The sequence below is a fragment of the Nocardia sp. alder85J genome, assembly GCF_020176955.2.
Classification (GTDB): Bacteria; Actinomycetota; Actinomycetes; order Mycobacteriales; family Mycobacteriaceae; genus Nocardia.
Map to the genome: position 1 here is coordinate 1037902 of NZ_JAIUCZ020000001.1, position 19695 is coordinate 1057596.

The 19695-nt window shown below is 69.4% G+C and carries 16 protein-coding genes and 1 pseudogene; 7 read left to right on the top strand and 10 right to left on the bottom strand.

The window, feature by feature from the left end:
* Positions 1-494: 494 nt before the first annotated feature.
* Positions 495-1955, bottom strand: coding sequence for an SDR family NAD(P)-dependent oxidoreductase (locus LBW94_RS04750; protein ID WP_225058653.1), 1461 nt, complete (start codon positions 1953-1955; stop codon positions 495-497).
* 398 nt (positions 1956-2353) lie between these two features.
* Here LBW94_RS04750 and LBW94_RS04755 point away from each other — a divergent pair, with 398 nt between their 5' ends.
* The 3 genes and pseudogenes from LBW94_RS04755 (at position 2354) to LBW94_RS04765 (ending at position 4564) form a co-directional block, all read left to right on the top strand.
* A complete protein-coding gene (locus LBW94_RS04755; RefSeq protein WP_225058654.1) occupies positions 2354-3031 on the top strand; it encodes a TetR/AcrR family transcriptional regulator in 678 nt (225 codons plus the stop codon).
* 88 nt (positions 3032-3119) lie between these two features.
* Positions 3120-3909, top strand: a pseudogene (locus LBW94_RS04760) (acyl-CoA dehydrogenase family protein).
* Between the two features lie 28 nt (positions 3910-3937).
* Positions 3938-4564, top strand: coding sequence for a TetR/AcrR family transcriptional regulator (locus tag LBW94_RS04765; protein WP_225058655.1), 627 nt, complete (start codon positions 3938-3940; stop codon positions 4562-4564).
* A 234-nt stretch (positions 4565-4798) separates the two neighbouring features.
* Here the strand turns inward: LBW94_RS04765 and LBW94_RS04770 are convergent, their stop codons facing one another.
* From LBW94_RS04770 to LBW94_RS04790, 5 genes are all read right to left on the bottom strand, one after another.
* Positions 4799-5860, bottom strand: a complete 1062-nt coding sequence (locus LBW94_RS04770; protein WP_225058656.1) for a DNA polymerase domain-containing protein — start codon at positions 5858-5860, stop codon at positions 4799-4801.
* Positions 5857-6939 carry an ATP-dependent DNA ligase gene (locus LBW94_RS04775; protein ID WP_225058657.1) on the bottom strand — a complete coding sequence of 361 codons (1083 nt, stop codon included), beginning with the start codon at positions 6937-6939 and terminating at the stop codon, positions 5857-5859. Before LBW94_RS04775 ends, LBW94_RS04770 begins: the two co-directional genes overlap by 4 nt.
* A 119-nt stretch (positions 6940-7058) precedes the next feature.
* Positions 7059-7451 carry a cold-shock protein gene (locus LBW94_RS04780; RefSeq protein ID WP_225058658.1) on the bottom strand — a complete coding sequence of 131 codons (393 nt, stop codon included), beginning with the start codon at positions 7449-7451 and terminating at the stop codon, positions 7059-7061.
* Positions 7452-7488: 37 nt separating this feature from the next.
* Positions 7489-8589 carry an SPFH domain-containing protein gene (locus LBW94_RS04785; RefSeq protein ID WP_225058659.1) on the bottom strand — a complete coding sequence of 367 codons (1101 nt, stop codon included), beginning with the start codon at positions 8587-8589 and terminating at the stop codon, positions 7489-7491.
* A gap of 20 nt (positions 8590-8609) precedes the next feature.
* Positions 8610-8858: an NfeD family protein gene (locus LBW94_RS04790; protein WP_225058660.1), complete on the bottom strand. Its 249-nt coding sequence runs from the start codon at positions 8856-8858 to the stop codon at positions 8610-8612.
* 173 nt (positions 8859-9031) lie between these two features.
* On the opposite strand from LBW94_RS04790, the gene LBW94_RS04795 reads away from it, so the two are divergent.
* Positions 9032-10570, top strand: coding sequence for a DHA2 family efflux MFS transporter permease subunit (locus tag LBW94_RS04795; RefSeq protein WP_225058661.1), 1539 nt, complete (start codon positions 9032-9034; stop codon positions 10568-10570).
* Between the two features lie 111 nt (positions 10571-10681).
* Here the strand turns inward: LBW94_RS04795 and LBW94_RS04800 are convergent, their stop codons facing one another.
* Positions 10682-12154: an MFS transporter gene (locus LBW94_RS04800; protein WP_225058662.1), complete on the bottom strand. Its 1473-nt coding sequence runs from the start codon at positions 12152-12154 to the stop codon at positions 10682-10684.
* Between the two features lie 55 nt (positions 12155-12209).
* Between LBW94_RS04800 and LBW94_RS04805 the strand changes: the two genes are divergently transcribed.
* Together LBW94_RS04805 and LBW94_RS04810 are read left to right on the top strand one after the other, a co-directional pair.
* The gene (locus tag LBW94_RS04805; RefSeq protein WP_225058663.1) at positions 12210-12941 is read left to right on the top strand and encodes a TetR/AcrR family transcriptional regulator C-terminal domain-containing protein; all 732 of its coding nucleotides are present in this window, start codon (positions 12210-12212) and stop codon (positions 12939-12941) included.
* Positions 12942-13109: 168 nt separating this feature from the next.
* Positions 13110-13418, top strand: coding sequence for a hypothetical protein (locus LBW94_RS04810; protein ID WP_225058664.1), 309 nt, complete (start codon positions 13110-13112; stop codon positions 13416-13418).
* Positions 13419-13426: 8 nt separating this feature from the next.
* Here the strand turns inward: LBW94_RS04810 and LBW94_RS04815 are convergent, their stop codons facing one another.
* Both LBW94_RS04815 and LBW94_RS04820 read right to left on the bottom strand, forming a co-directional pair.
* The gene (locus LBW94_RS04815; protein WP_225058665.1) at positions 13427-14884 is read right to left on the bottom strand and encodes an FtsW/RodA/SpoVE family cell cycle protein; all 1458 of its coding nucleotides are present in this window, start codon (positions 14882-14884) and stop codon (positions 13427-13429) included.
* A 169-nt stretch (positions 14885-15053) separates the two neighbouring features.
* Positions 15054-15572, bottom strand: a complete 519-nt coding sequence (locus tag LBW94_RS04820; protein WP_225058666.1) for a hemolysin XhlA family protein — start codon at positions 15570-15572, stop codon at positions 15054-15056.
* 141 nt (positions 15573-15713) lie between these two features.
* On the opposite strand from LBW94_RS04820, the gene LBW94_RS04825 reads away from it, so the two are divergent.
* Positions 15714-17582 (top strand): Na+/H+ antiporter, encoded by a 1869-nt coding sequence (locus LBW94_RS04825; protein ID WP_266269883.1) that lies wholly within the window; start codon positions 15714-15716, stop codon positions 17580-17582.
* Positions 17583-17600: 18 nt separating this feature from the next.
* Here LBW94_RS04825 and LBW94_RS04830 read toward each other — a convergent pair whose 3' ends face one another.
* A complete protein-coding gene (locus LBW94_RS04830; protein ID WP_225058667.1) occupies positions 17601-18965 on the bottom strand; it encodes a condensation domain-containing protein in 1365 nt (454 codons plus the stop codon).
* Between the last annotated feature and the right edge of the window lie 730 nt (positions 18966-19695).

Genomic DNA, 19695 nt, shown 5'->3' on the forward strand with positions numbered 1-19695 from the left:
GAACCTTGCTCTGCCGTAACCCGATCGGTAGCTTCCGGTTGACTCGTGCCGCGGTGAGGTCGTGAGAGCCGTTGTGTCGACCAGTGTTTCGAGGGCTGTGGGCGATGCCGGAAAGGCCGGAGACCAGCTCTGATTCTTCGAATTTCGATACTCGGATATGCGCATTCGGCGATCTGTCGACCGATCGGCGTGTCGTGCAGTGACAGGGGAGTGGACCGTCAGCGAATCGGCTTGCGTAACAGTGTCTTTGCGGATCACCGGAGGGCCCGAACATCGGGCCGGAGTGGGGGGAGTGCGGTCCGGGCGCCGACCTCCGGTGGCCGGCGGATCGCAACCCGTCCGGTGAACATCCAGGTCTGGGTGGGTGCAGAATCGAATATTCGAAATAGTGGTACAGAAATATGCGCATCTAACTATGAGTCACGCCGAAGCGAGTCGGGAAGGGATCCGAAGAATCTCACCTACTCATCAAAGAACGCCCAGAGAAAAAGGGCTCACCAGTCGGACGGTTCGTAGTCCTTGAGGAAGCAGCCGAAGAGGTCGTGGCCGTCTTCGCCACGGACGATCGGGTCGTAGACGCGAGCGGCGCCGTCGACCAGGTCCAAGGGGGCGTGGAAGCCTTCGTCGGCGAGGCGGATCTTGGTGTAGTGCGGCCGTTCGTCGGTGATCCAGCCGGTGTCGACGGCGGTCATCAGGATGCGGTCGGTCTCGTACATGTCGCGGGCACTCGTGCGGGTGAGCATGTTCAGCGCGGCCTTGGCCATATTGGTGTGCGGATGGCCGGGGCCCTTGTAGCCGCGGGAGAACTGGCCCTCCATCGCGGAGACGTTGACGACGTACTTGCGGCGGGCAGGTGCGGCGGCGAGGGCCGGGCGCAGTCGCGAGACGAGGATGAACGGCGCCACCGAGTTGCACAGCTGCACTTCCAGCAGCTCGGTCGGGTCGACCTCGGCGACGGTCTGCACCCAGCTGTTGGTGTGCGCGAGGTCGGGTACCAGGCCGCCGGCGTCGATGGCGATGCCGGCCGAGATCCGTTCCGGGGTCGCGGAACCCGCGACCAGGGCGAGTTCGGTGATGGCGGCGGCGGACAGGGTGGGGGTCAGCGAGGCGGTCAGCGCGGTCGGGTGGGCCTGGGTGGTCTTGCCGAAGCTGAAGTGGTCGGGCAGTTCACCGGCGGGCAGCGGGCCGGATTCGGCGTCGGCGAGCGCGCTGTAGGCGCCGGCCGAGCGGCGGACGGTCTGGGCGGCGTTGTTGATGAGGATGTCGAGCGGGCCGCGCGCGGCGACATCGTCGGCGAGCGCGACCACCTGAGCGGGGTCGCGCAGGTCGATGCCGACGATGCGCAGCCGGTGGATCCAGTCGGCGCTGTCGGGCTGGGCCTTGAACCGGCGGATCGCGTCGTTGGGGAACCGGGTGGTGATCGTCGTGTGGGCGCCGTCGCGCAGCAGGCGCAGCGCGATGTACATGCCGATCTTGGCGCGGCCGCCGGTGAGCAGCGCGCGGCGGCCGCCGAGGTCGGTGCGGGCGTCGCGCTTGGCGTGGCTCTTGGCGGCGCAGTCGGGGCACAGCTGGTGGTAGAAGGCGTCGACGCGGGTGTAGCGCTGTTTGCAGATGTAGCAGGGCCGCGGGCGCAGCAGGGTGCCGGCGCTGGCACCGGTGGTCGTGGTGGAGATCTGGATGCCCGCGGTCTCGTCGTCGATGCGGTGGGGTGAGGCGGTGGCGGTGGCGGCCAGCACGGCCTTGTCGGCGGTGGCGACCCGGTCGCGGGCCTCGGTCCGGCGGCGCTGCTTCAGCGTCTTGAACATGTAGCCGACCGCGCGCTGCACGGCGAGGGAGTCGGGGTGGGTCTTGTCCAGTTGCGCCGCCTGGTCGAGGACGCGCAGGCAGACCGCGAGATCCGCGGGGTCGATGGCCGGGGCAGCGGTGTCGCTGGGGATCGAGTCGTGGTCGGCCATCGTGGTGCGGGTCGGTCCTTCGTGCGGCGGTCGGATGAGGGCGAGGCCGCACCATTGTCGCACCGGCACCCGGATGGTCCGGCACCCGGTGGTTCCCGCTTCCACCGCGCAGGGCCCGACCCCTCGGACTTCGAGCCCTGCGCGCGGTGTGCGCGCGACCGGACGAGGGCGGTTGGGCCGCTGTTCACGCCGAGTCGTACCGTCGGTACGTTAGTCGATACCGCCGGTTTCTCGGGCCTGGTACGGCTATTTCCTGGTATGCGGTCGCTCACATGTGGCTGGGTGCGGGCATGGCCGGACTGCGGGAGGTCGGGAATCCGCCGCCGCGGCGTCACGTACCGGGGGTACGTATATGCTTCCAATGGGAATATTTGGTGTCTTCATGGAAGTCGAGCATCGTGTCCAGCATCCGATCCGGATCGCCTCGCATCACTCGTGCCGAGATCGTCGACGCGGCGGTCCGGGTGATCGACCGTGCCGGTCCGCGGCCGAGCATGGACGACATCGCCCGGGAGGCCGGGATCACCAAGCCGCGACTGTATCGGCAGTTCGCGGACAAGGCGGATCTCTACACCGAGATAGCCGATCGTATGTCGCGCAACGCTTTTGCCGCTACCGGTGAGGACATGACGGTGTTGTTGCAGCCGCCGCGGGCCGCGCTGAGCCGGGTGCTGGGCGCGTATGCGTCGGGAATTCTGGCGCATCCCAACGTCTTCCGGTTCCTGGTGCAGACACAGGTGCCGGCCGGTGCGGAGGGGCCGGTGGTGCCGTTCGAGCTGGGCCGGGACGTGGCGCAGCGGTTCGAGAAGCTGGCCCGGGCGGTCGCGGAGGCGGTGGGGATCGAGACCGCCGGCATCGACTATCTGGCCCGCGCGATGGTGGGTGCGGTGCTGGCGGTGACGGATCTGTGGTTGTCCGGGCCCGAGCATTCGGTGGACCAATTCGTGCGCCGGACAACGGAACTGGTGTGGGGATTGATCGACGGGTTCCTGCGGCGGCAGGGTGTCGAGGCCGATCCGCGGGTGCCGATCTTCGCGACGCTGGCGGAGCGGAACCGGCCGCGGGAGGCGGACTGACCCTGACTTGTTGACATCTTGCCAACAGAAGTTCAGGCTGGTGCCGGATCGCCGGTATCGGGCCGGTGCGAGTGATGAGGTGGCAGCGATGGCGCGCGCCCCATGGAGCGACGACGAGGTCGAGGCCGTCCGGGAGCTGGCGCGGGCGTTCTTCGACAAGGAGGTCGTCCCGCACGAGGAGAAGTTCGTCGCACAGGGTCATCCCGATCGCGCGCTGTATCGGCGCGCCGGGGAGCTGGGGTTGTTGTGCTCGGCGCTGCCGGTCGAATACGGCGGTGGCGGAGGGACTTTCGCGCACGAGGCGGCCATCGTCGAGGAGCAGGTGAAGGCCGGCGACGGTGCGATGGGCATGCCGGTGCACTCCTCGATCATCGCGCCGTACCTGTACCACTTCGGGTCCGACGAGCTGAAGCGGCGGGTGCTGCCGCGGGCGGCGAGTGGTGAGATGGTGCTGTCGATCGGGATGACCGAACCGGGTACCGGGTCGGATCTCCAGAACATCGCGACCCGCGCGGTGCGCGAGGGCGACGAATACGTGATCACCGGGTCGAAGATCTTCATCTCCAACGGCTGGCTGTGCGACGGGATCGTGATCGCGGCCAAGACCGATCCGGAGCAGGGTGGTGAGCCGGACCTTCCTGGACGACTGCCTCGTCCGGCATCTGCGTGGTGAGCTCGACATTCCCACTGCCGCAATGGCGAAATACTGGCTCACCGATCAATTGGGTATCGTGGTGGACCGTTGTCTGCAACTGTTCGGCGGTTATGGATACATGACGGAGTACCCGATCTCCCAGCTGTACACGGGGGCGCGGGTGCTGCGTATCCTCGCCGGCGCCAACGAAGTGATGAAGAACCTTGTCGCCCGGTCGCTCTGAAAGCCCAGCCTGGCCCGCGGTGCTCGCGATGGCCACCGAACCGCCCGCACGCCGGCGGTTGGAGCCGGATGCCCGGCGCGCGCAGATTCTGGAGTGCGCGATCGAGATGTTCGGTGAGCGCCCGTACGCGGCGGTGTCGACGGCGGAGCTGGCGCAGCGGGCCGGGGTGGCGCGCGGGCTGATCAACCACTACTTCGGCAACAAGCGGGACCTGTATCTCGCGGTGGTGCGGCGGATGGTGACGTTGCCGCGCGAGGAGTCGATGATGGCGCCGTCGGGGTCGATGCGGGAGCGGGTGGAGGCGAGTGTCTCCTGGCTGCTGGACACCATCGGCGCGCACGGCAGTACCTGGGTGAAGGTGACCGGGCACGAGGGGATCGGTGACGATCCGGATGTGCAGCGCATCCTGGACGAGGCCGACGACGCGGCCGCGGAACGGGTGCTGCGCAGTGTCGGGCTGGAGGGTTCGCCGCACGGCGAGCAGTTGCGCGGGCTGGTGCGGGCCTACGGCGGTCTGGTGAAAGCGGCTGGGCGGGAATGGATCTCGCGTGGCAGCCTGAGCCGGGAGCAGGTGCAGTACCTGCTGGCGGACACCTTGATGGCGGTGATCACCGAATCGTTCCCGCGGATCGAGGGTCCGCGCCCGGAGCAGTGACCGGCCCCGGACAGCGCAGTCCCCGGTAGCCTTCGCCGTATCCGTGAACCTCAGTCGTCGCTGTCGATTCCGGTTGTGCGGTTGGCTTGCCGGGGGCCTGGCCGGAGCCTGCGATCACGTCTCGTCGACGTTCGCAGACGTCTCTGCGGAGGTACGAAGCGTGATCCGGTGTTCCGGTGTAACTGTCAGTTTACTCCCGGCTCGGCGTCGGTCAACAGTTCAGGTGCGGAAGGTTCAGTCCTCTTTGCGGGCGCGGCTGGGGGCGACGCGCGGGGGCTCGTCGGGCATCTTCGGATAGACCGGTGGCCAGGGGGCGTCCCGCAGTCCGGCCGCGAGATCCGCGCGCGACATCTCCAGCAATGGTTCCAGTGATTGTGGGGTGCGGTCGGCCCACGGATCGCCGAGGGCGGCGAGCCGGGCGGGCACGGTGGCGAGGGTGAGTTCGGCGGGATCGATGCCGGCGAGGTCGTCCCAGGACACGGGTGTGGAGACCCGGCCGTCGAGCCGGGGGCGGACGCACCAGGCGCCGAAAACCGTTCTGTGCGGTGCGTTCTGGTTGTAGTCGACGAAGACGCGGCGGCCGCGTTCCTCCTTCCACCAGGCGGCGGTGATGAGGTCGGGGTGGCGGCGTTCGAGTTCGCGGGCCAGGGCCACGGCGGCGGCGCGGACCTGGTAGCCGTCCCACTGTGGGAGCAGCAGCGCGTAGATGTGCAGGCCGCGGGAGCCGGAGGTCTTGACGCGGGCGTCGATGCCGAGGTCGCGGCACAGGTCGCGGGTGGCGTAGGCGGCCGCGCGCAGGTCGTCGAAGTCGATGCCCGGCGACGGGTCGAGGTCGATGCGCAGTTCGTCGGTGACGCCGGTGGGTGGCAGGACGGCGCCGGCGGCGTCGTGGACCGGCGCGGCGGTGCTGCGGGTGTCGGCGCCGGCGTGGGTGGGCCAGACGTGAAAGCCCAAGCAGCCCAGGTTCACTGCCCACAGCAGGTGGGCGAGGTCGGCGGCGACGAGAGCGTCGCTGGTGGTGCCGTTGGGGGTGGACACGACGGTGGTCTGCAACCAGTCGGGCACCGATTTCGGGACGCGTTTCTGGAACCAGGATTTGCCGCCGGCGCCGTCGGGGTAGCGCTCGAGCAGGACCGGCCGGTCGCCGGTGGTGCGCAGCAGGGGTTCGGCGACGGCCTGGTAGTAGCGCACGAGGTCGAGTTTGGTTTCGCCGCGGGTGCCGAAGTAGATCTTGCCGGGATTGCTGACGGTGAGGGTGCGGCCGTCGACCTCGAGGTCGAGTTTGTCGGCGCTCACGAGGCGGCCTCGGCGAAGATGTCGGCGAGTTCGGCGGGGGCGACCTCGTCGAGCTGGGCGTAGGTGCAGGATTCGGGGGTGCGGTCGTCGCGGAAGCGGACCAGGCGGCCGCCGTGGCGTAATCGCCCGGCTTGGACGTGTTCGTAGCGGACCTCGGCGACCAGTTCGGCGCGCAGCGGTTCCCAGGACAGGTCCTTGGTGCCGGTCCAGCGGCTGATGCCGCCGGGCATCCGGCCGTCGGCGCGGGCCGCGGCGGCGGCGTCGGCCCATTCCCGCCAGGGGTGGTTCTCCAGGGCGCCGGCGCGCAGGGGTTCCAGTTCGGTGACCAGTTCCTTGCGGCGGGCGGCGGTGAAGCTGGCGGCGACGCCGACGTGGTGCAGGCGGCCTTCGTCGTCGTAGAGGCCCAGCAGCAGCGAGCCGATGCCCTGGCCGTCTTTGTGCCGGCGGAATCCGGCGACGACGCAGTCGGCGGTGCGTTCGTGTTTCACCTTGATCATGGCGCGTTTGTCCTGGAGGTAGGGCAGGTCCTTGGCCTTGACCATGACGCCGTCGAAGCCGGCGCCCTCGAAGCGGGTGAACCAGTCGCGGGCGGTGCCGGGATCGGAGGTGATCGGGGTGAGGTGGGTGCGGCCGGGGCTGGACTCGAGCAGGGTCTCGAGGATGCGGCGGCGTTCGTGGAAGGGTTCGGCGGTGAGGTCGCGGTCGCCGAGGGCGAGCAGGTCGAAGGCGACGAAGCTGGCCGGGGTCTCAGCGGCGAGTTTCGCGACGCGGGAGGCGGCCGGGTGCAGGCGGTTCTGGAGGGTGTCGAAATCCAGGCCGCGGTCGGTGACGACGACGATCTCGCCGTCGACGACGCATTTGCCGGGCAATGCGGTGGCGAGCAGTTCGACCAGTTCCGGGAAGTAGCGGGTGAGCGGGCGGTCGTTGCGGGAGCCGAGTTCGATTTCCGGGCCGTCGCGGAAGACGACGCAGCGGAAGCCGTCCCATTTCGGTTCGTAGTAGAGATCCGGGTCGTCCGGCAGATCCGAGGCCGATTTCGACAGCATCGGTTTCACCGGAGGCATGACGGGCAGGTCCACGCGATCCTCCTCGGGTCGTTTCCGTGTACCGGCCGCGGCGGTCACCGCGGCTCACACGGCAGACGACGCGGGCGAACGGGAATCATCGCCCGCGGCATCCGACCGAGATCGTATCCTCGCTAATTCTCCAGCCACCCGTGCTGTTCGGCGAATGCCGTCAGCCGGTCGCGGATGGTGAGTATTTCCCCGGCGGTGAGAGCGGGGCTGGCGTCGAGCAGCAATTCGGTGATGAGCCGTTTGTGCTCGGCGGCGGACAGTTGACCGGCGGGGCCGCCGCGGCCCCGGTGCCGCGGCGGTGCGGGCGGCTGTCCCGCGGCCAGGGTGAGGTTGACCGCCTTGGGGCCGCGGTCGCCCTCGGTCACCTCGAATTCGAACACCCGCCCCTGCCGCAGTTCGTCCTCGTCCAGTCCGATGTCGTTCACATGTACGAACACGTCGGGCCCGCCGTCGTCCGGGCGGATGAATCCGAACCCCCGCGAACTATCGAAGGACACCAATTTCCCGATAGCCACCTACACCTGCTCCTCGTAGCCGTCCCTTGCCGCCACTTTATCCGCCGTCGTGGTCGTTGACCGGGGAAAGTGCCTTCTGCAGCGAATTGAACACCGTCAGTCCCTGGCCCACCATCCCGTTGATGATTTCGCCGACGCCGTCGGGGCCGTTGAGGACGGTGAGATTGGCGCCGGACAGGCCACCGGCGGCCTGTTTCACGATCTCGGGCAGTTGCTCGATCAGCAACTGGTCCAAGGCGATCCGGTTGTTGGAGGCGGCGGCCTCGGCCTGGATGCGGGTGCGGTCGGCCTCGGCCTGGGCGAGGATGCGCACGCGTTCGGCCTCGGCCTCGGCGGGTTTGACGACCTCGGTCTGCAACTGCTGTTCGCGCAGCTGGGCCTGTTTGCGGGCGCGTTCGGCCTGGGCGGTGAGGACCTCCTGCAACGCGATCGCCTCCGCGAGCGGACCGGCTTGTGCCGCTTCGGCTTTCGCCTTGTCGATATCGCGCTGGTATTCCGCCTGCAGGATCGCGGTCTGGCGCTGGTATTCGGCGCGTTTGCGCAGTGACTCCTGTTCGGCGGCGGCGGACTCCTGGGCGGCGGCGGCCTGGGCGATCTGGGCGTCGCGTTGCACGGCCGCGTTGTGCGGGGCGGCCAGGGCGGCGATGTAGCCCAGGTTGCCGTCGTCGATGGACTGGATCTGGAAGGAATCGACCCACAGGCCGATGTTGCTCATCTCGATCTTGGAGGCGATGAGCACCTCGTCGGCGAGTTTCTGCCGTTCGCGGATGATCTCCTCGACGGTCATGGAGCCCACGATCGATCGCAGGTGCCCGGAGAAGATGCGGCCGGTGAGCACCGACATCTCCCGTTCCTGTTCGGACAGGAATCGCTGGGCGGCATTGACGATCGAGGGGGTGTCGTTGGCGACCTTGAAGGCGATGACGGCCCGGACGTCCAGTTGCACAGCCTGTTTGGTGACGCAGCGTTCGCCGATCTCGGCTTCGAACATCGCCAGTGACAGGTATCTGACCTTCCGGAACAGTGGCATGACCCAGGTGCCGCGGCCGATGACGACCCGAAACGGTGCATTGTCCCGCGCGCGCCCGCCGCTGACCAGCATGGCCTCGTCGGGCTCGGGCACGTGATAGCCCAGCACGATTGTCCTTCTCCCTGTTATTATTTCGTGTGATTCGGTGCTTCCCCGCCCGGTTCGAGGTCGAGGGGTATCCACGGCACTACGTCGACGATGCGGCCCGGGTTCACCTGCACGACCAGGACGGTGGTGCCGGCGGCCAGTGGCTCGTCGGAGCGTGCGATGTAGATTTCCGTGCCCCCTCGGATCGCGACCAGGACCTCCCCGAGCATTCCTGCGCCACGGATCGGCGATGTGAGCGTACCGGTCATTCCCCGCACCGGGTCGGTCATCGCGTGGATCTCCTTGCGGGCCAGGGGAAAATCCGGTGCGGATCGCCCGGGAATTCAGCCTACGCCGGTTGCCGGTGGGCCGGGGCCGACGACCGGTGGCGATTGCTGAACAATAGCTCTATGGTGGGTGAAACGAGCTGGTCATACGGCTGTGGACATGGGAGGCTTAACCGGTGACCCCTCCTCCGGATAACCAGACGGCGCAGTCGGACCCGGCGTCCGACAAGCTGGACGCCGCGGTGCTGAAAGTGGCCGGCGTGGTCGTGCTCGGCGCGATCATGTCGATCCTCGACGTCACCGTGGTGAACGTAGCGCTTCCCACCTTCCAGCATCAATTCAACGCCAGCTACGCGATCGTCGCCTGGACGATGACCGGCTACACGCTGGCACTGGCCACGGTCATCCCGCTCACGGGGTGGGCGGCCGACCGCTTCGGTACCAAACGGCTGTACATGGCGGCGCTGGTGTTCTTCGTGGCCGGGTCGCTGCTGTGCAGTACCGCGGCCAATATCGGCATGCTGATCAGTTTCCGCGTCCTGCAGGGCCTCGGCGGCGGCATGCTGATGCCGCTGAGCATGACGATCATGACCCACGCGGCGGGGCCGCAGCGGATGGGCCGGGTGATGGCGGTGCTCGGCGTGCCGATGCTGCTGGGCCCGATCGGCGGCCCGATCCTCGGTGGCCTGCTGATCGACAACTTCAGCTGGCACTGGATCTTCCTGATCAACCTGCCGATCGGCGTCGTCGCGCTGGTTTCGGCGTTCCTGGTGCTCAAGCCGGACAACCCGCAGCCGTCGGAGTCCTTCGACTTCCTGGGCATGCTGCTGGCGTCGCCGGGCCTGGCGTTGTTCCTGTTCGGTGTCTCCTCGATCCCGGAGAAGCAGACCGTGCTGGCCGCGCGGGTGCTGATTCCGGCGGTGATCGGCGTGGTGCTGATGGTGGCGTTCGTCTTCCATGCCATGCGCACCGAACATCCGCTGATCGATCTGCGGTTGTTCCGCAACAAGAGCCTGCGTGCGGCATCGGTGACGATGCTGCTGTTCGCGATCGCGTTCTTCGGCGGCATGTTGCTGCTGCCGAGCTACCTGCAGCAGGTGCGTGGTGAGTCGCCGCTGCACGCGGGCCTGCTGGTGGCCCCGCAGGGTCTCGGGGCGATGCTGACCGTGCCGATCGGCGGCCGGTTGGTCGACAAGATCGGTCCCGGCCGGATCGTGCTGACCGGCCTGGCGGTGATCACGATCGCGATGACGTTCTTCACCACGCTGCACTCGGATACCCCGTTCTGGCAGATCTGCGTGGTGCTGTTCATCGTCGGTATGGGCATGGGCTGGACCATGATGCCGACGATGACCGCGGCGATCCAGACGCTGACCCATCAGCAGGTGGCGCGCGGGTCGACGCTGATGAACATCGTGAACCAGACCGCCGGCTCGATCGGCACCGCGACCATGTCGATGGTGCTGACGACGTTGCTGAAGAACGAGGAGTTCGCGCGACCGGCGATCGCCTCCTGGTTCGATCCGTCGATCAAGATGCATCTGCCACCGGGCAAGCTGGCCGAGGGCTTCGAACAGGCCGCCCGGGCGTTCGGGCACACCTACATCGTCGCGGTGGTGCTGATAGCGCTCACCCTGATTCCGGCGTTCTTCCTGCCGCGCAAGAAGATCGCGCCGGCGGATGTCACCGACGCGCCGGTCATGATGGGGCACTGACCTTCTCGACCTTCGATCGCGGGGTGGTGCACCCCGCGGCGGGGCACACGGCAGGATCGGACGCCGCCCGGGCCACGGTGTCCACCGTGACCCGGGCGGCGTCCGCGTGTTTCAGGCCGCCGGCGCCGGTTGCTGTTGCGCGGGGCGGCGGGTGCGCAGCAGTACCAGGCCCAGCGCCGCGGCGGCGAGGCTGAATCCGGCGCTGATCCAGGCTCCGGCCGACATGGCGGCGGTGAAGGCGGCGCGCGCGGGCGCCGCGTAGCCGAACTGGAAGGCCGCGCCGAGGGAGTCGCGGGCGGCGGCGGGGATGTCGGCGGGCATGTGCGCGGTGAACACCCCGGCCAGCACGCTGCCCAGGACCGCGATGCTGATCGCCATCCCGACCTGCTGGAGGGTGTCGTTCATCGCCGAGCCGACCCCGGCGTGCTCGACCGGGATGGCGCTCATGATCGCCGAGTACGCCGCGGGACCGGCCAGGCCGCCGCCGACGCCCATGATCAGCATGCTCGCCAGCACCCATGGATAGTTGTCGGCCTGGGCCAGCACCGCGAACGCCGCGCTCATCACCAGCAGTCCGGACACGATGAGCGTCTTGTTGCTCAGGGACCGGCCGAGGGTGGCGCCCAGCCCGTTGCACAGCGCGGCCGACGTCGCGTACGGCAGCAGGGCCAGGCCCGCCTTCATCGGGCCGTAGCCGAGCACGAATTGCAGGTACTGGGTGAGCATCAGCAGGACCGCGCCCATGCCGAACACCATCAGCAGCAGCGTCAGGCAGGTGCCGGTGAAGTCGCGGCTGCGGAAGACCGCCAGCGGCAGCATCGGATGAGCCGCCCGGTACTCCCGGTAGGCGAACCCCGCGCCGGCCGCGACCGCCAGCGCGATCATCGGAATGTTCCAGTGCCGCTGGATGATCACGTACACCGTGGCCGTCAGCGTCACGATCGACAGCAGGACCCCGGGCACGTCGACCGGCCGCTGCTCGCCGTGGGTCTCGGGCATCAGCGCGATCGCGGCGAGGATGGCCAGCAGGGCCACCGGGATGTTGAGCAGGAACACCGAGCCCCACCAGAAGTGTTGCAGCAGTAGGCCGCCCAGGGTGGGGCCGAGGACGACGCCGACCATCGCGACCGTCGACCACGCGGCCATCGCCTGCCGCCGTTCGGAGTCGTCGAAGGTGGTCATCAGGATCGACAGCGTCGAGGGCATCAGCAGGGAGCCGCCGATGCCCATCAGGGCGCGGGCGCCGACGACCTGCCAGGGCGCGTCGGCGAGGACCGCGGCCAGCGAGGCCACGCCGAACAGGGCCAGGCCGAGGATCAGCGCGCGGCGGCGGCCGAACCGGTCCGACAGGCTGCCCGCGGTCAGCAACAGCCCGGCGAAGACGAGGACGTAGGCGTCGAGGATCCACTGCACGTCCTGCGGGGTGGCGTGTAGTTCACGGATCAGCGACGGGATGGCGAGGTTGAGGACGGTGCCGTCGATCATCAGCACCAGCAGTGACAGGCACAGGACCACCAGGATCCACCAGCGGCGCGGGTCGCGGACCGCCTCTGCGCCGGGCTCTCGTACAGCGTTCGATTCCACTCGCACACCGTACGATGAATTCGAACGCTGTGCCATTGAATTACAGTGACTCGATGTGACCAGGCCGTTTTCCTCCGTGTGGAGCCGCGAACCACGCCGGCCCAAAAACGCCGGGCTGCGCCGCGAGCAGATCGTCACCGCCGCGATCGCGCTGCTCGACGCCGAGGGCCTGGACGCGCTGAGCATGCGCAAACTCGGCAGCAAACTCGGCGCCGGCGCCACCAGCCTGTACTGGCACGTCGCGAACAAGGACGACCTGCTGGAACTGGCCCTCGACGAGATCTGGGCGCTGGTCGAGGTCCCCGAACCCGACATCGCGAGCTGGCGGGCGGCGGCGACCACCTTCGCCTACAGCATGCGCGCCACCGTGCTGCAACACCCGTGGGTGGCTACCGTGGCCGGGCAGTTCCCCAGCGTCGGCCCGCACGCGTTCGCCCTGCTGGAACGGCTGCGCAAGACGTTCGTGCAGGCCGGATTCACCGGCACCGACATCTACCTCGCCGCCGGCACCCTCATGAGTTTCGTGCTGGGCCAGGTCGGCCCGGAGATCAGCGCGCGCAAGATGGCCGACGCGGGCACGGACTGGACCGTCGACAACGTCGTCGCCTCCGCGGACCAGCTCGCCGCCGACTACCCGGAACTGCTCGCCGACTACCGGGCCGTCCAGTACGCCGACCGCGACACCGGCTACGCGGTCGCCTTCGACTTCGGGCTGCTGTGCATCCTCGACGGCCTCGCCGCGCGGGTGCCGAACCCCGTGCGGCTGCCCGGCGAGCCCGCCACGTAGCGTCCCGGTTACCTCGTGTGGCCGGGCCGTAAACAACGGCAGTGAATCCGTACGGCTCGATTGACGGCATGCCGGGGCGGGGGTGACGCTGGAACGGTCGGCCGCCGCAGTCCCGGGCGAGACCGGATGCCCGGAGGCGTGACCGGCATCTGATGAAGGAGTACTGCCATGGCCGTCGTCACCATTCCGCGGCCGGGCACCTGGGCGCACCCGGGTGCACTGCGAGAGCGGCTCGACCGCGCCGGCGTCCGCTCGGCGATCGCCACCGCACTGATCCTCACCGTGGCCGGGCTCGCCGGCGCCGTCGCCACCTCCGGATCCCCGTCCGCACCCCCGGCCCAGGCCCCCGCCGTGCAGCGGACAGCCGGACCCAGTGACGGCCTGGTCGACTGCGACCGGCTCACCGCCGCCGATCACGACGACTGCGTGGCGCTGACCACCGGCGACCTGCTCACCGGCGGCGACATGTGGCCGTGAGCGCGTGGTCAGTTCCGGCGCGAGGACTGCTTGATGTGCTCGGTCATCGCCTCCGCGATCGGCGGCGGGGGCGGTGACGCCGGGGCGGCGACCGTGCGGGCATCGTGGGAGATCCGCATCAGCAACGCGATGATGATGTAGTTCGCCAGCAGCGACGACCCGCCGTAGGACATGAACGGGGTGGTGAGACCGGTCAGCGGGATCAGCTTCGTCACGCCGCCGACCACCACGAACAACTGCCAGCCCAGCGAGAACGCCAGCCCGCCGCCGAGCAGTTTGCCGAACGCGTCCCGGGTCGCCAGCGCCGCGGTGAAACCGCGGAAGGTGATCATCGCGAACAGCAGGATGATCGCCGTCAGCCCGACCAGGCCCAGCTCCTCGCCGATGGTGGAGACGATGAAGTCGGTCTTCGCGAACGGGACCTCCTGCGGGCGGCCGCCGCCGAGCCCCGCACCCAGCAGCCCGCCGGTGCCCAGCCCGAACAACGCCTGCGCGATCTGATACCCGTTGGTGTAGTAGGTGGCGAACGGGTCCTCCCACACCTGCACCCGCACCCGCACGTGCGCGAACTGGTGATAGGCGATCACCGCGCCGACGGCGAACATCGCGATCCCGATCAGCAGCCACGACGCCCGCCCGGTGGCGATGTACACCATGGCCAGCACGGTGCCGAACACCAGCAGCGAGAACCCCAGGTTCTTCTCGTACACCAGCACCAGCACCGACACCAGCGTCACCAGCAGCAGCGGACCCAGATCGCGCAGCCGCGGCACCGTGAAGCCCAGCATCCGCCGACCGGCGCTGGTGAACAACTCCCGATTGCTCACCAGGAAGGACGCGGTGAAGATCAGCAGCAGCACCTTCGCGAACTCACCCGGCTGAATCGAGAAGCCGTGGAACATGATCCAGCTCTTGCCGCCGTTGACCTCACTGAATCGCGACGGCAGCGCCGCGGGGATCAGCAGCAGCACCAGACCCGCCAGCCCGCAGGTGTACGCGTATTTCGCCGGCTGCCCGTGATTGCGCACCACCGCCAGCAGCAGCGCGAACAGCGCGATGCCCGCCGCGGTCCACACCAGCTGATGGGCCGCGTCCGAGGAGGGCACCGGCTTGCCCATCGCCGTCGCCGTGGCGGCCTCCGCCCGGTCCAGCCGATCGATGAGGACCAGGCCCAGGCCGTTGAGCAGCACCACACACGGCAGGATCACCGGATCGGCCTTCGGCGCCAGCACCCGCACCGCCAGATGCGCCAGCAGCACCAGCCCGGCGAACACCGCCAGCGCCCACCGCAGCGATCCGGCGCCCCCGGTGGACGACGACATCCCCAGCCCGGCCAGCACCACCAGCGCCACCGCCGCCACGCACAGCACCAATTCACTGCGCCGGGGCCGTGGCCTGCCTATCGGACCGGAGATGGGCCCGATCGGCCCCGATGACGAACTGTCCCGAAACGCGCTCACGCCCATCAGTATGCGTGCCCGATATGAGTGTCATGCGCAGCCGACCCCCGGCTGCCCGCACGAACTGCAATGTTCGTGATCTCCACCCGAGGCGGGCGACGGGCACACCACCGGTATGACGGAAATGGCAGTGACTGCACGTGTGCGCCACGTGCCGATACGGGCCGGTGGCCGGTCATCCGCGCTCGAGGGCTCGAAGCAGCATGTCCCGGATCTCGGCCAGATTCTCCTCCACCGAACGGCTGCGGGCGTCGGTCTCCTGCACCTTCTGCTCGATGCGCTCGAGGCGCAGTTCCTGCCGATCCAGCCGCTCCCGGGTCTGCGCGCCGAGGATGTTGATCGCCGTCATCAGATGCTGGAAACGCTCGGCGGAGTGCGCGCCGGACCCGGCCGGCCGCGCCTCGATCTCGTGGAATCGTCTCCCGTGCCGATCCAGTCGCTCGGCGAGGCCGTCCACCCGTGCGCCGATGCTCGCGGTGGCGGCCACCAGGGTGTCGAGGGTCGCCTCGGCAGCGCCCGGCACCCGAACGCTCGCCCCGGCGCTGCTACCGGCGCCGACGCTGCCGGTTTCGCTGCCGCGGGTGGCCGGTTCGGCGGTGGTGGACGCGAGTGCCGTGGTGGCCGCCACGTGACCGGCCGGCTCGGCCGCCGGCTCGGGTATTCGGGTCTCTGGCTCGGGGACGGTGGCCGACATGTCGCGATCCTATCCGTGACCGTCCCGTGGCCGCACCGTGATTCGGCGTGCCCGCGATGGGGGATGTGTGATCACCGAAGGTGGTCTGTGATGGCGGCCGTGATTGTGCCCTCGGGCGCTGGCGCTGGCACGATACGTCAGGTGGAGATCGCAGTCGGGCTGGTGCTGCTGGTGGCGGTGGCGGTGGCGTTGGCCGCGCTGGCGCGACGGCTGGGGGTGGCCGAGCCGTTGTTGCTGACCGTCGCGGGGGTGGTGGCGTCGTACCTGCCGTTCGTGCCCCGCATCGACATCAACCCGGAGATCGTGATCCTGGGCCTGCTGCCGCCGCTGGTGTACACCGCCACCATCGGCACCTCGCTGGTGGAGTTCCGGCCCAAGAAGGTGTCGATCGCTCTGCTGTCGGTCGGGCTGGTGCTGTTCAGCACGTTCGCCGTCGCGCTGGTGGTGTGGAAGATGCTGGCCGTGCCGTTCGCGACCGCGGTGGCGATCGGGGCGGTGGTGTCGCCACCGGATTCGGTCGCCGCCACCGCGATCGCCCGCCGCGTCGGCATGCCGCGGCGCATCGTGACCCTGCTCGAGGGCGAGGCCCTGTTCAACGACGCGACCGCCCTGGTCGCCCTGCGCACCGCGGTCGCCGCCTCCGCCGGGGCGTTCAGCATCTGGCAGGCCGGCGCGAACTTCCTGTGGGCCACCATCGGCGGCGCGCTGATCGGCGGCGTCGCGGCCGCGGTGCTGGCGGTGCTGCGGCTGCGCATCGTGGATCCGGTGCTGGACACCAGCGTGTCGCTGGTGGCCCCGTTCGCCGCCTACCTGCCCGCCGAAGCGGTGCACGCCTCCGGCGTCATCGCCGGCGTCGTGTGCGGGCTGATCCTCGGCCAGGGAGCGCCGGTGTGGCAGACCGCCGCCTCCCGGATCGCCGAGCGCACCAACTGGCGCACCATCCAGTTCATCCTGGAGAACGCGGTATTCCTGGTGATGGGCCTGCAGGTGCGGCACATCCTCGAAGACGCCTGGCACGGCGGACTGTCGCACCTCACCCTGGGGCTCACCTGCCTGGCGGTCCTGGCCACCGTCATCGTCGTGCGGCCGATCTGGTGCTTCCCCTCCACCTACTTCGCCTGGTTCGTCGAATCCCGCCCCCGCGGCAAACCCCGGCCCGCGTGGACCGCGCCCGCGGTGGTGTCGTGGGCGGGCATGCGCGGCGTGGTGACCCTCGCCGGCGCCCTGCTGCTGCCGTCGGACACCCCGCAGCTGGCCACGCTGAAACTGCTGGCGCTGGTCGTCGTCGGCGGCACCCTGCTGTTGCAGGGCATCTCGCTGCCGTGGCTGATCCGGCTGCTGCGGCTGCGCGGGCCCAGCCGCGCCGAGGACGCCCTGCAACAGGCGAACCTGTTGCAACAGGCCACCACCGCCGGACTGGCCGCGCTCGAGGCCGAGATCGTGCCGGAGACCCCGCCGGAAATCGTGACGGCGCTCAAGGACCGGGTCACCCGCCGGGCCAACACCGCCTGGGAACAACTGGGCCGCTCGGAATCGCTGCGCATCACCCCCAGCGGTGAATACCGGCGGCTACGACTGGCGATGCTGCGCGCCGAACGCGAAACCGTGCTGCAGGTACGCGATTCCGGCGCCGTCGACCACGAGGTGCTGGAATACGTGATGGCCCAGCTGGACATGGAGGAATCCATCGTCGACCGGGTCGTCGAGGCCGACGAGGTCGAGGTCCCCGACCTGCTGGCCGCACCGTTGGCCGTCGGTTGCGACCATCTGCGCGCGGCCGCGCAGGTCCGTGTCCCCGACACCCCCGACCTGTGCTCGGAATGCGTTGCCGCCGGGCTGGTCTGGGTCCATCTGCGGATGTGCCTGACCTGCGGCCACGTCGCCTGCTGTGATTCCTCGCCGGGCAACCACGCCACCGGGCACTTCCACAGCACCGGCCACCCGGTGATGCGCAGCGTCGAACCGGGGGAGTCGTGGCGGTGGTGCTACATCGACGAGATCCTCGGCTGAACCACCGGCCGGTCGCCGCTACCGGCGCCGGGCGGCGGTCTCGCCGAGCGGCGCCGGCAGCGGGCGCGGGCAGCCGTCGGCGAGTTGCCGCACGAACTCGGCGAAGCGGTCCACGAATCCGGCCACGGTCTCGCGATCGAACAGCACGACCGGATACAACAGGCCACCGTCGATCCCGGCGGGTGCACCGGCGGCGTCGTAGCGCTCGGCCAGGCCGAACTCGAAATCGTGTTTGGCGAAACGCACCCCGATCGGCACCTCGGTGATCGACAGCCCGTCGGGTTCGTGACCGGTCTCCGCCGCGCCGCGTTGCAGGATCAGCGTCGCCTGGAACAGCGGATGCTCGGCATCCTGGGGCAGGCAGCGCAGCAGCCGGGGATTCGGCGTGTCCGGATGCGCGAACCCGGCCAGGCTCACCCGGCGCACCTGATCGATCAGATCGTCGACATCGAGGGCGCGATCCAGCCGCACCCGCATCAGCACATCGTCGGAGAAATTACCCACCAGATCGGTCAGCGCCCGCTGATCACGGCCGGCGACCGCGGTCGCCACCGTCACATCCGCGCACCCCGTGAACTCACCCAGCGCCAGCGCGAACGCGGTCTGCAACAACATGAACAGACTCCCGCGCACCCGCTGCGCGCGGTCCAGCAGCAGCCGGTGCGTCTCGGCGTCGAACGCGACCGCGACACTGTCACCACGGATGTCGCGGTCGACCGGCCGCGGCCGGTCGTAGGGCATCGGCAACCGGCTCGGCCGCCCGGCCAGCGCATTGGACCAGTACCGCAGCTGCTGCCCGGCCCGGCTCCACGGATCGGCGAGGTCACCGAGCGACTCGTGCTTCCACAACGTGTAATCGGGATAGTCGACCGGCAGCGGCGTCCAGGCCGGCGCCTGCCCGGCCGCCCGCGCCAGATACGCCGTCACCAGATCCCGCAGCAGCGGCTGGATCGACGCACCGTCGAGGGCGATGTGGTGCACCACCAGCGCCAGCACCGCGTCCTGCTCGCCGAGCAGATGGACCTCCGCCCGGATCGGCGTCTCGGTCGCCAGATCGAAATCGTGACACGCGAACGCGGCCAGCCGGGCCGGGAGTTCGGCCTCGGTCGTCGCCGTCACCGGCACCTCGGGCAGCGTGTCCACGACCACCTGCGCGGGACCACGCTCGGTCAGCGGATGCAGCGTCCGCAACGGCAGATGCCGCACGACCACATCCCCGACCGCCGCCACCAGCGCCGCCGCATCGATCGCCAGACCACGAATCCGGTAGGCGCGCACCATGTTCCAGTCCATCGACCGGCCACGATGCGAATCGTCCCAGATGCGTTCCTGCGCCGGGGCCAGCGGCACATGCTCCGGCCGCGGCCGCCGTTCGAGCAGCACGGGCCGAGTCGGTGCAACCGGCCGGGCCGTCGCGGGCGCCTCCGGCATGGCAACCCCCGCGCGGAGCCCCGTCCTGGGGTTGAACACAGTGCCGATCCCTTCCCGCCACAACGCCACAATCAACGTTCCGGAAGCTAAGTTTCCGATATAACGCTTTGGTTACCACCTGGTCGCAAACAAATCAAGAGCACGCGTTCGGTACCGATCCACCCAGGCCGCAGGTCACGGCCGCGACACGACCGCCTCCGCCCAGCTGGAGTCGACACCGCCACCCGGCCGACCGTCCCGGCACAACCCCGCTGCGCCAGCCCACCGCACCGCACCACACCACCCGGCCGACCGTCCCGGCTGCGCCCCGCCGCACCACCGGCAGGTCCCGGACCGCGACCACAGCGGCGCACGCCTGTCACCGGCCTCCCGGGGAGCCTCCGAAGTGGCTGAGACTGCGAGCAACTCGCGTTCCGGGTAATGCCGGACGGCTCCGATGGCCCACGGTCTCCGCGCAGCCCCCGCCGGTGCCACCAACCGATGACTTCCGCGCCCATCCGGCCCGACACCGGCACCGCCGGGCCACCCGGCGACACCGGCCCGGCGCGAACCCACTGCCTGGGACCAACCGCCGGCCAGGCGGCTACCGACCGCGAGCACGGCTCCATCCCGGCGGCCTGCCCAGCCACGCGGCCGAACACCGCAACAGCCCGTCACCGCGCGCCACCGACCCGGCGCGACC

Bases quoted from the DNA above. Each gene is read 5' to 3' on its own strand.
- LBW94_RS04750 (WP_225058653.1), bottom strand. From the start codon at position 1,955: ATGGCCGACCACGACTCGATCCCCAGCGACACCGCTGCCCCGGCCATC.
- LBW94_RS04765 (WP_225058655.1), top strand. From the start codon at position 3,938: ATGGCCACCGAACCGCCCGCACGCCGGCGGTTGGAGCCGGATGCCCGG.
- LBW94_RS04790 (WP_225058660.1), bottom strand. From the start codon at position 8,858: ATGACCGACCCGGTGCGGGGAATGACCGGTACGCTCACATCGCCGATC.
- LBW94_RS04810 (WP_225058664.1), top strand. From the start codon at position 13,110: ATGGCCGTCGTCACCATTCCGCGGCCGGGCACCTGGGCGCACCCGGGT.
- LBW94_RS04815 (WP_225058665.1), bottom strand. From the start codon at position 14,884: ATGGGCGTGAGCGCGTTTCGGGACAGTTCGTCATCGGGGCCGATCGGG.
- LBW94_RS04820 (WP_225058666.1), bottom strand. From the start codon at position 15,572: ATGTCGGCCACCGTCCCCGAGCCAGAGACCCGAATACCCGAGCCGGCG.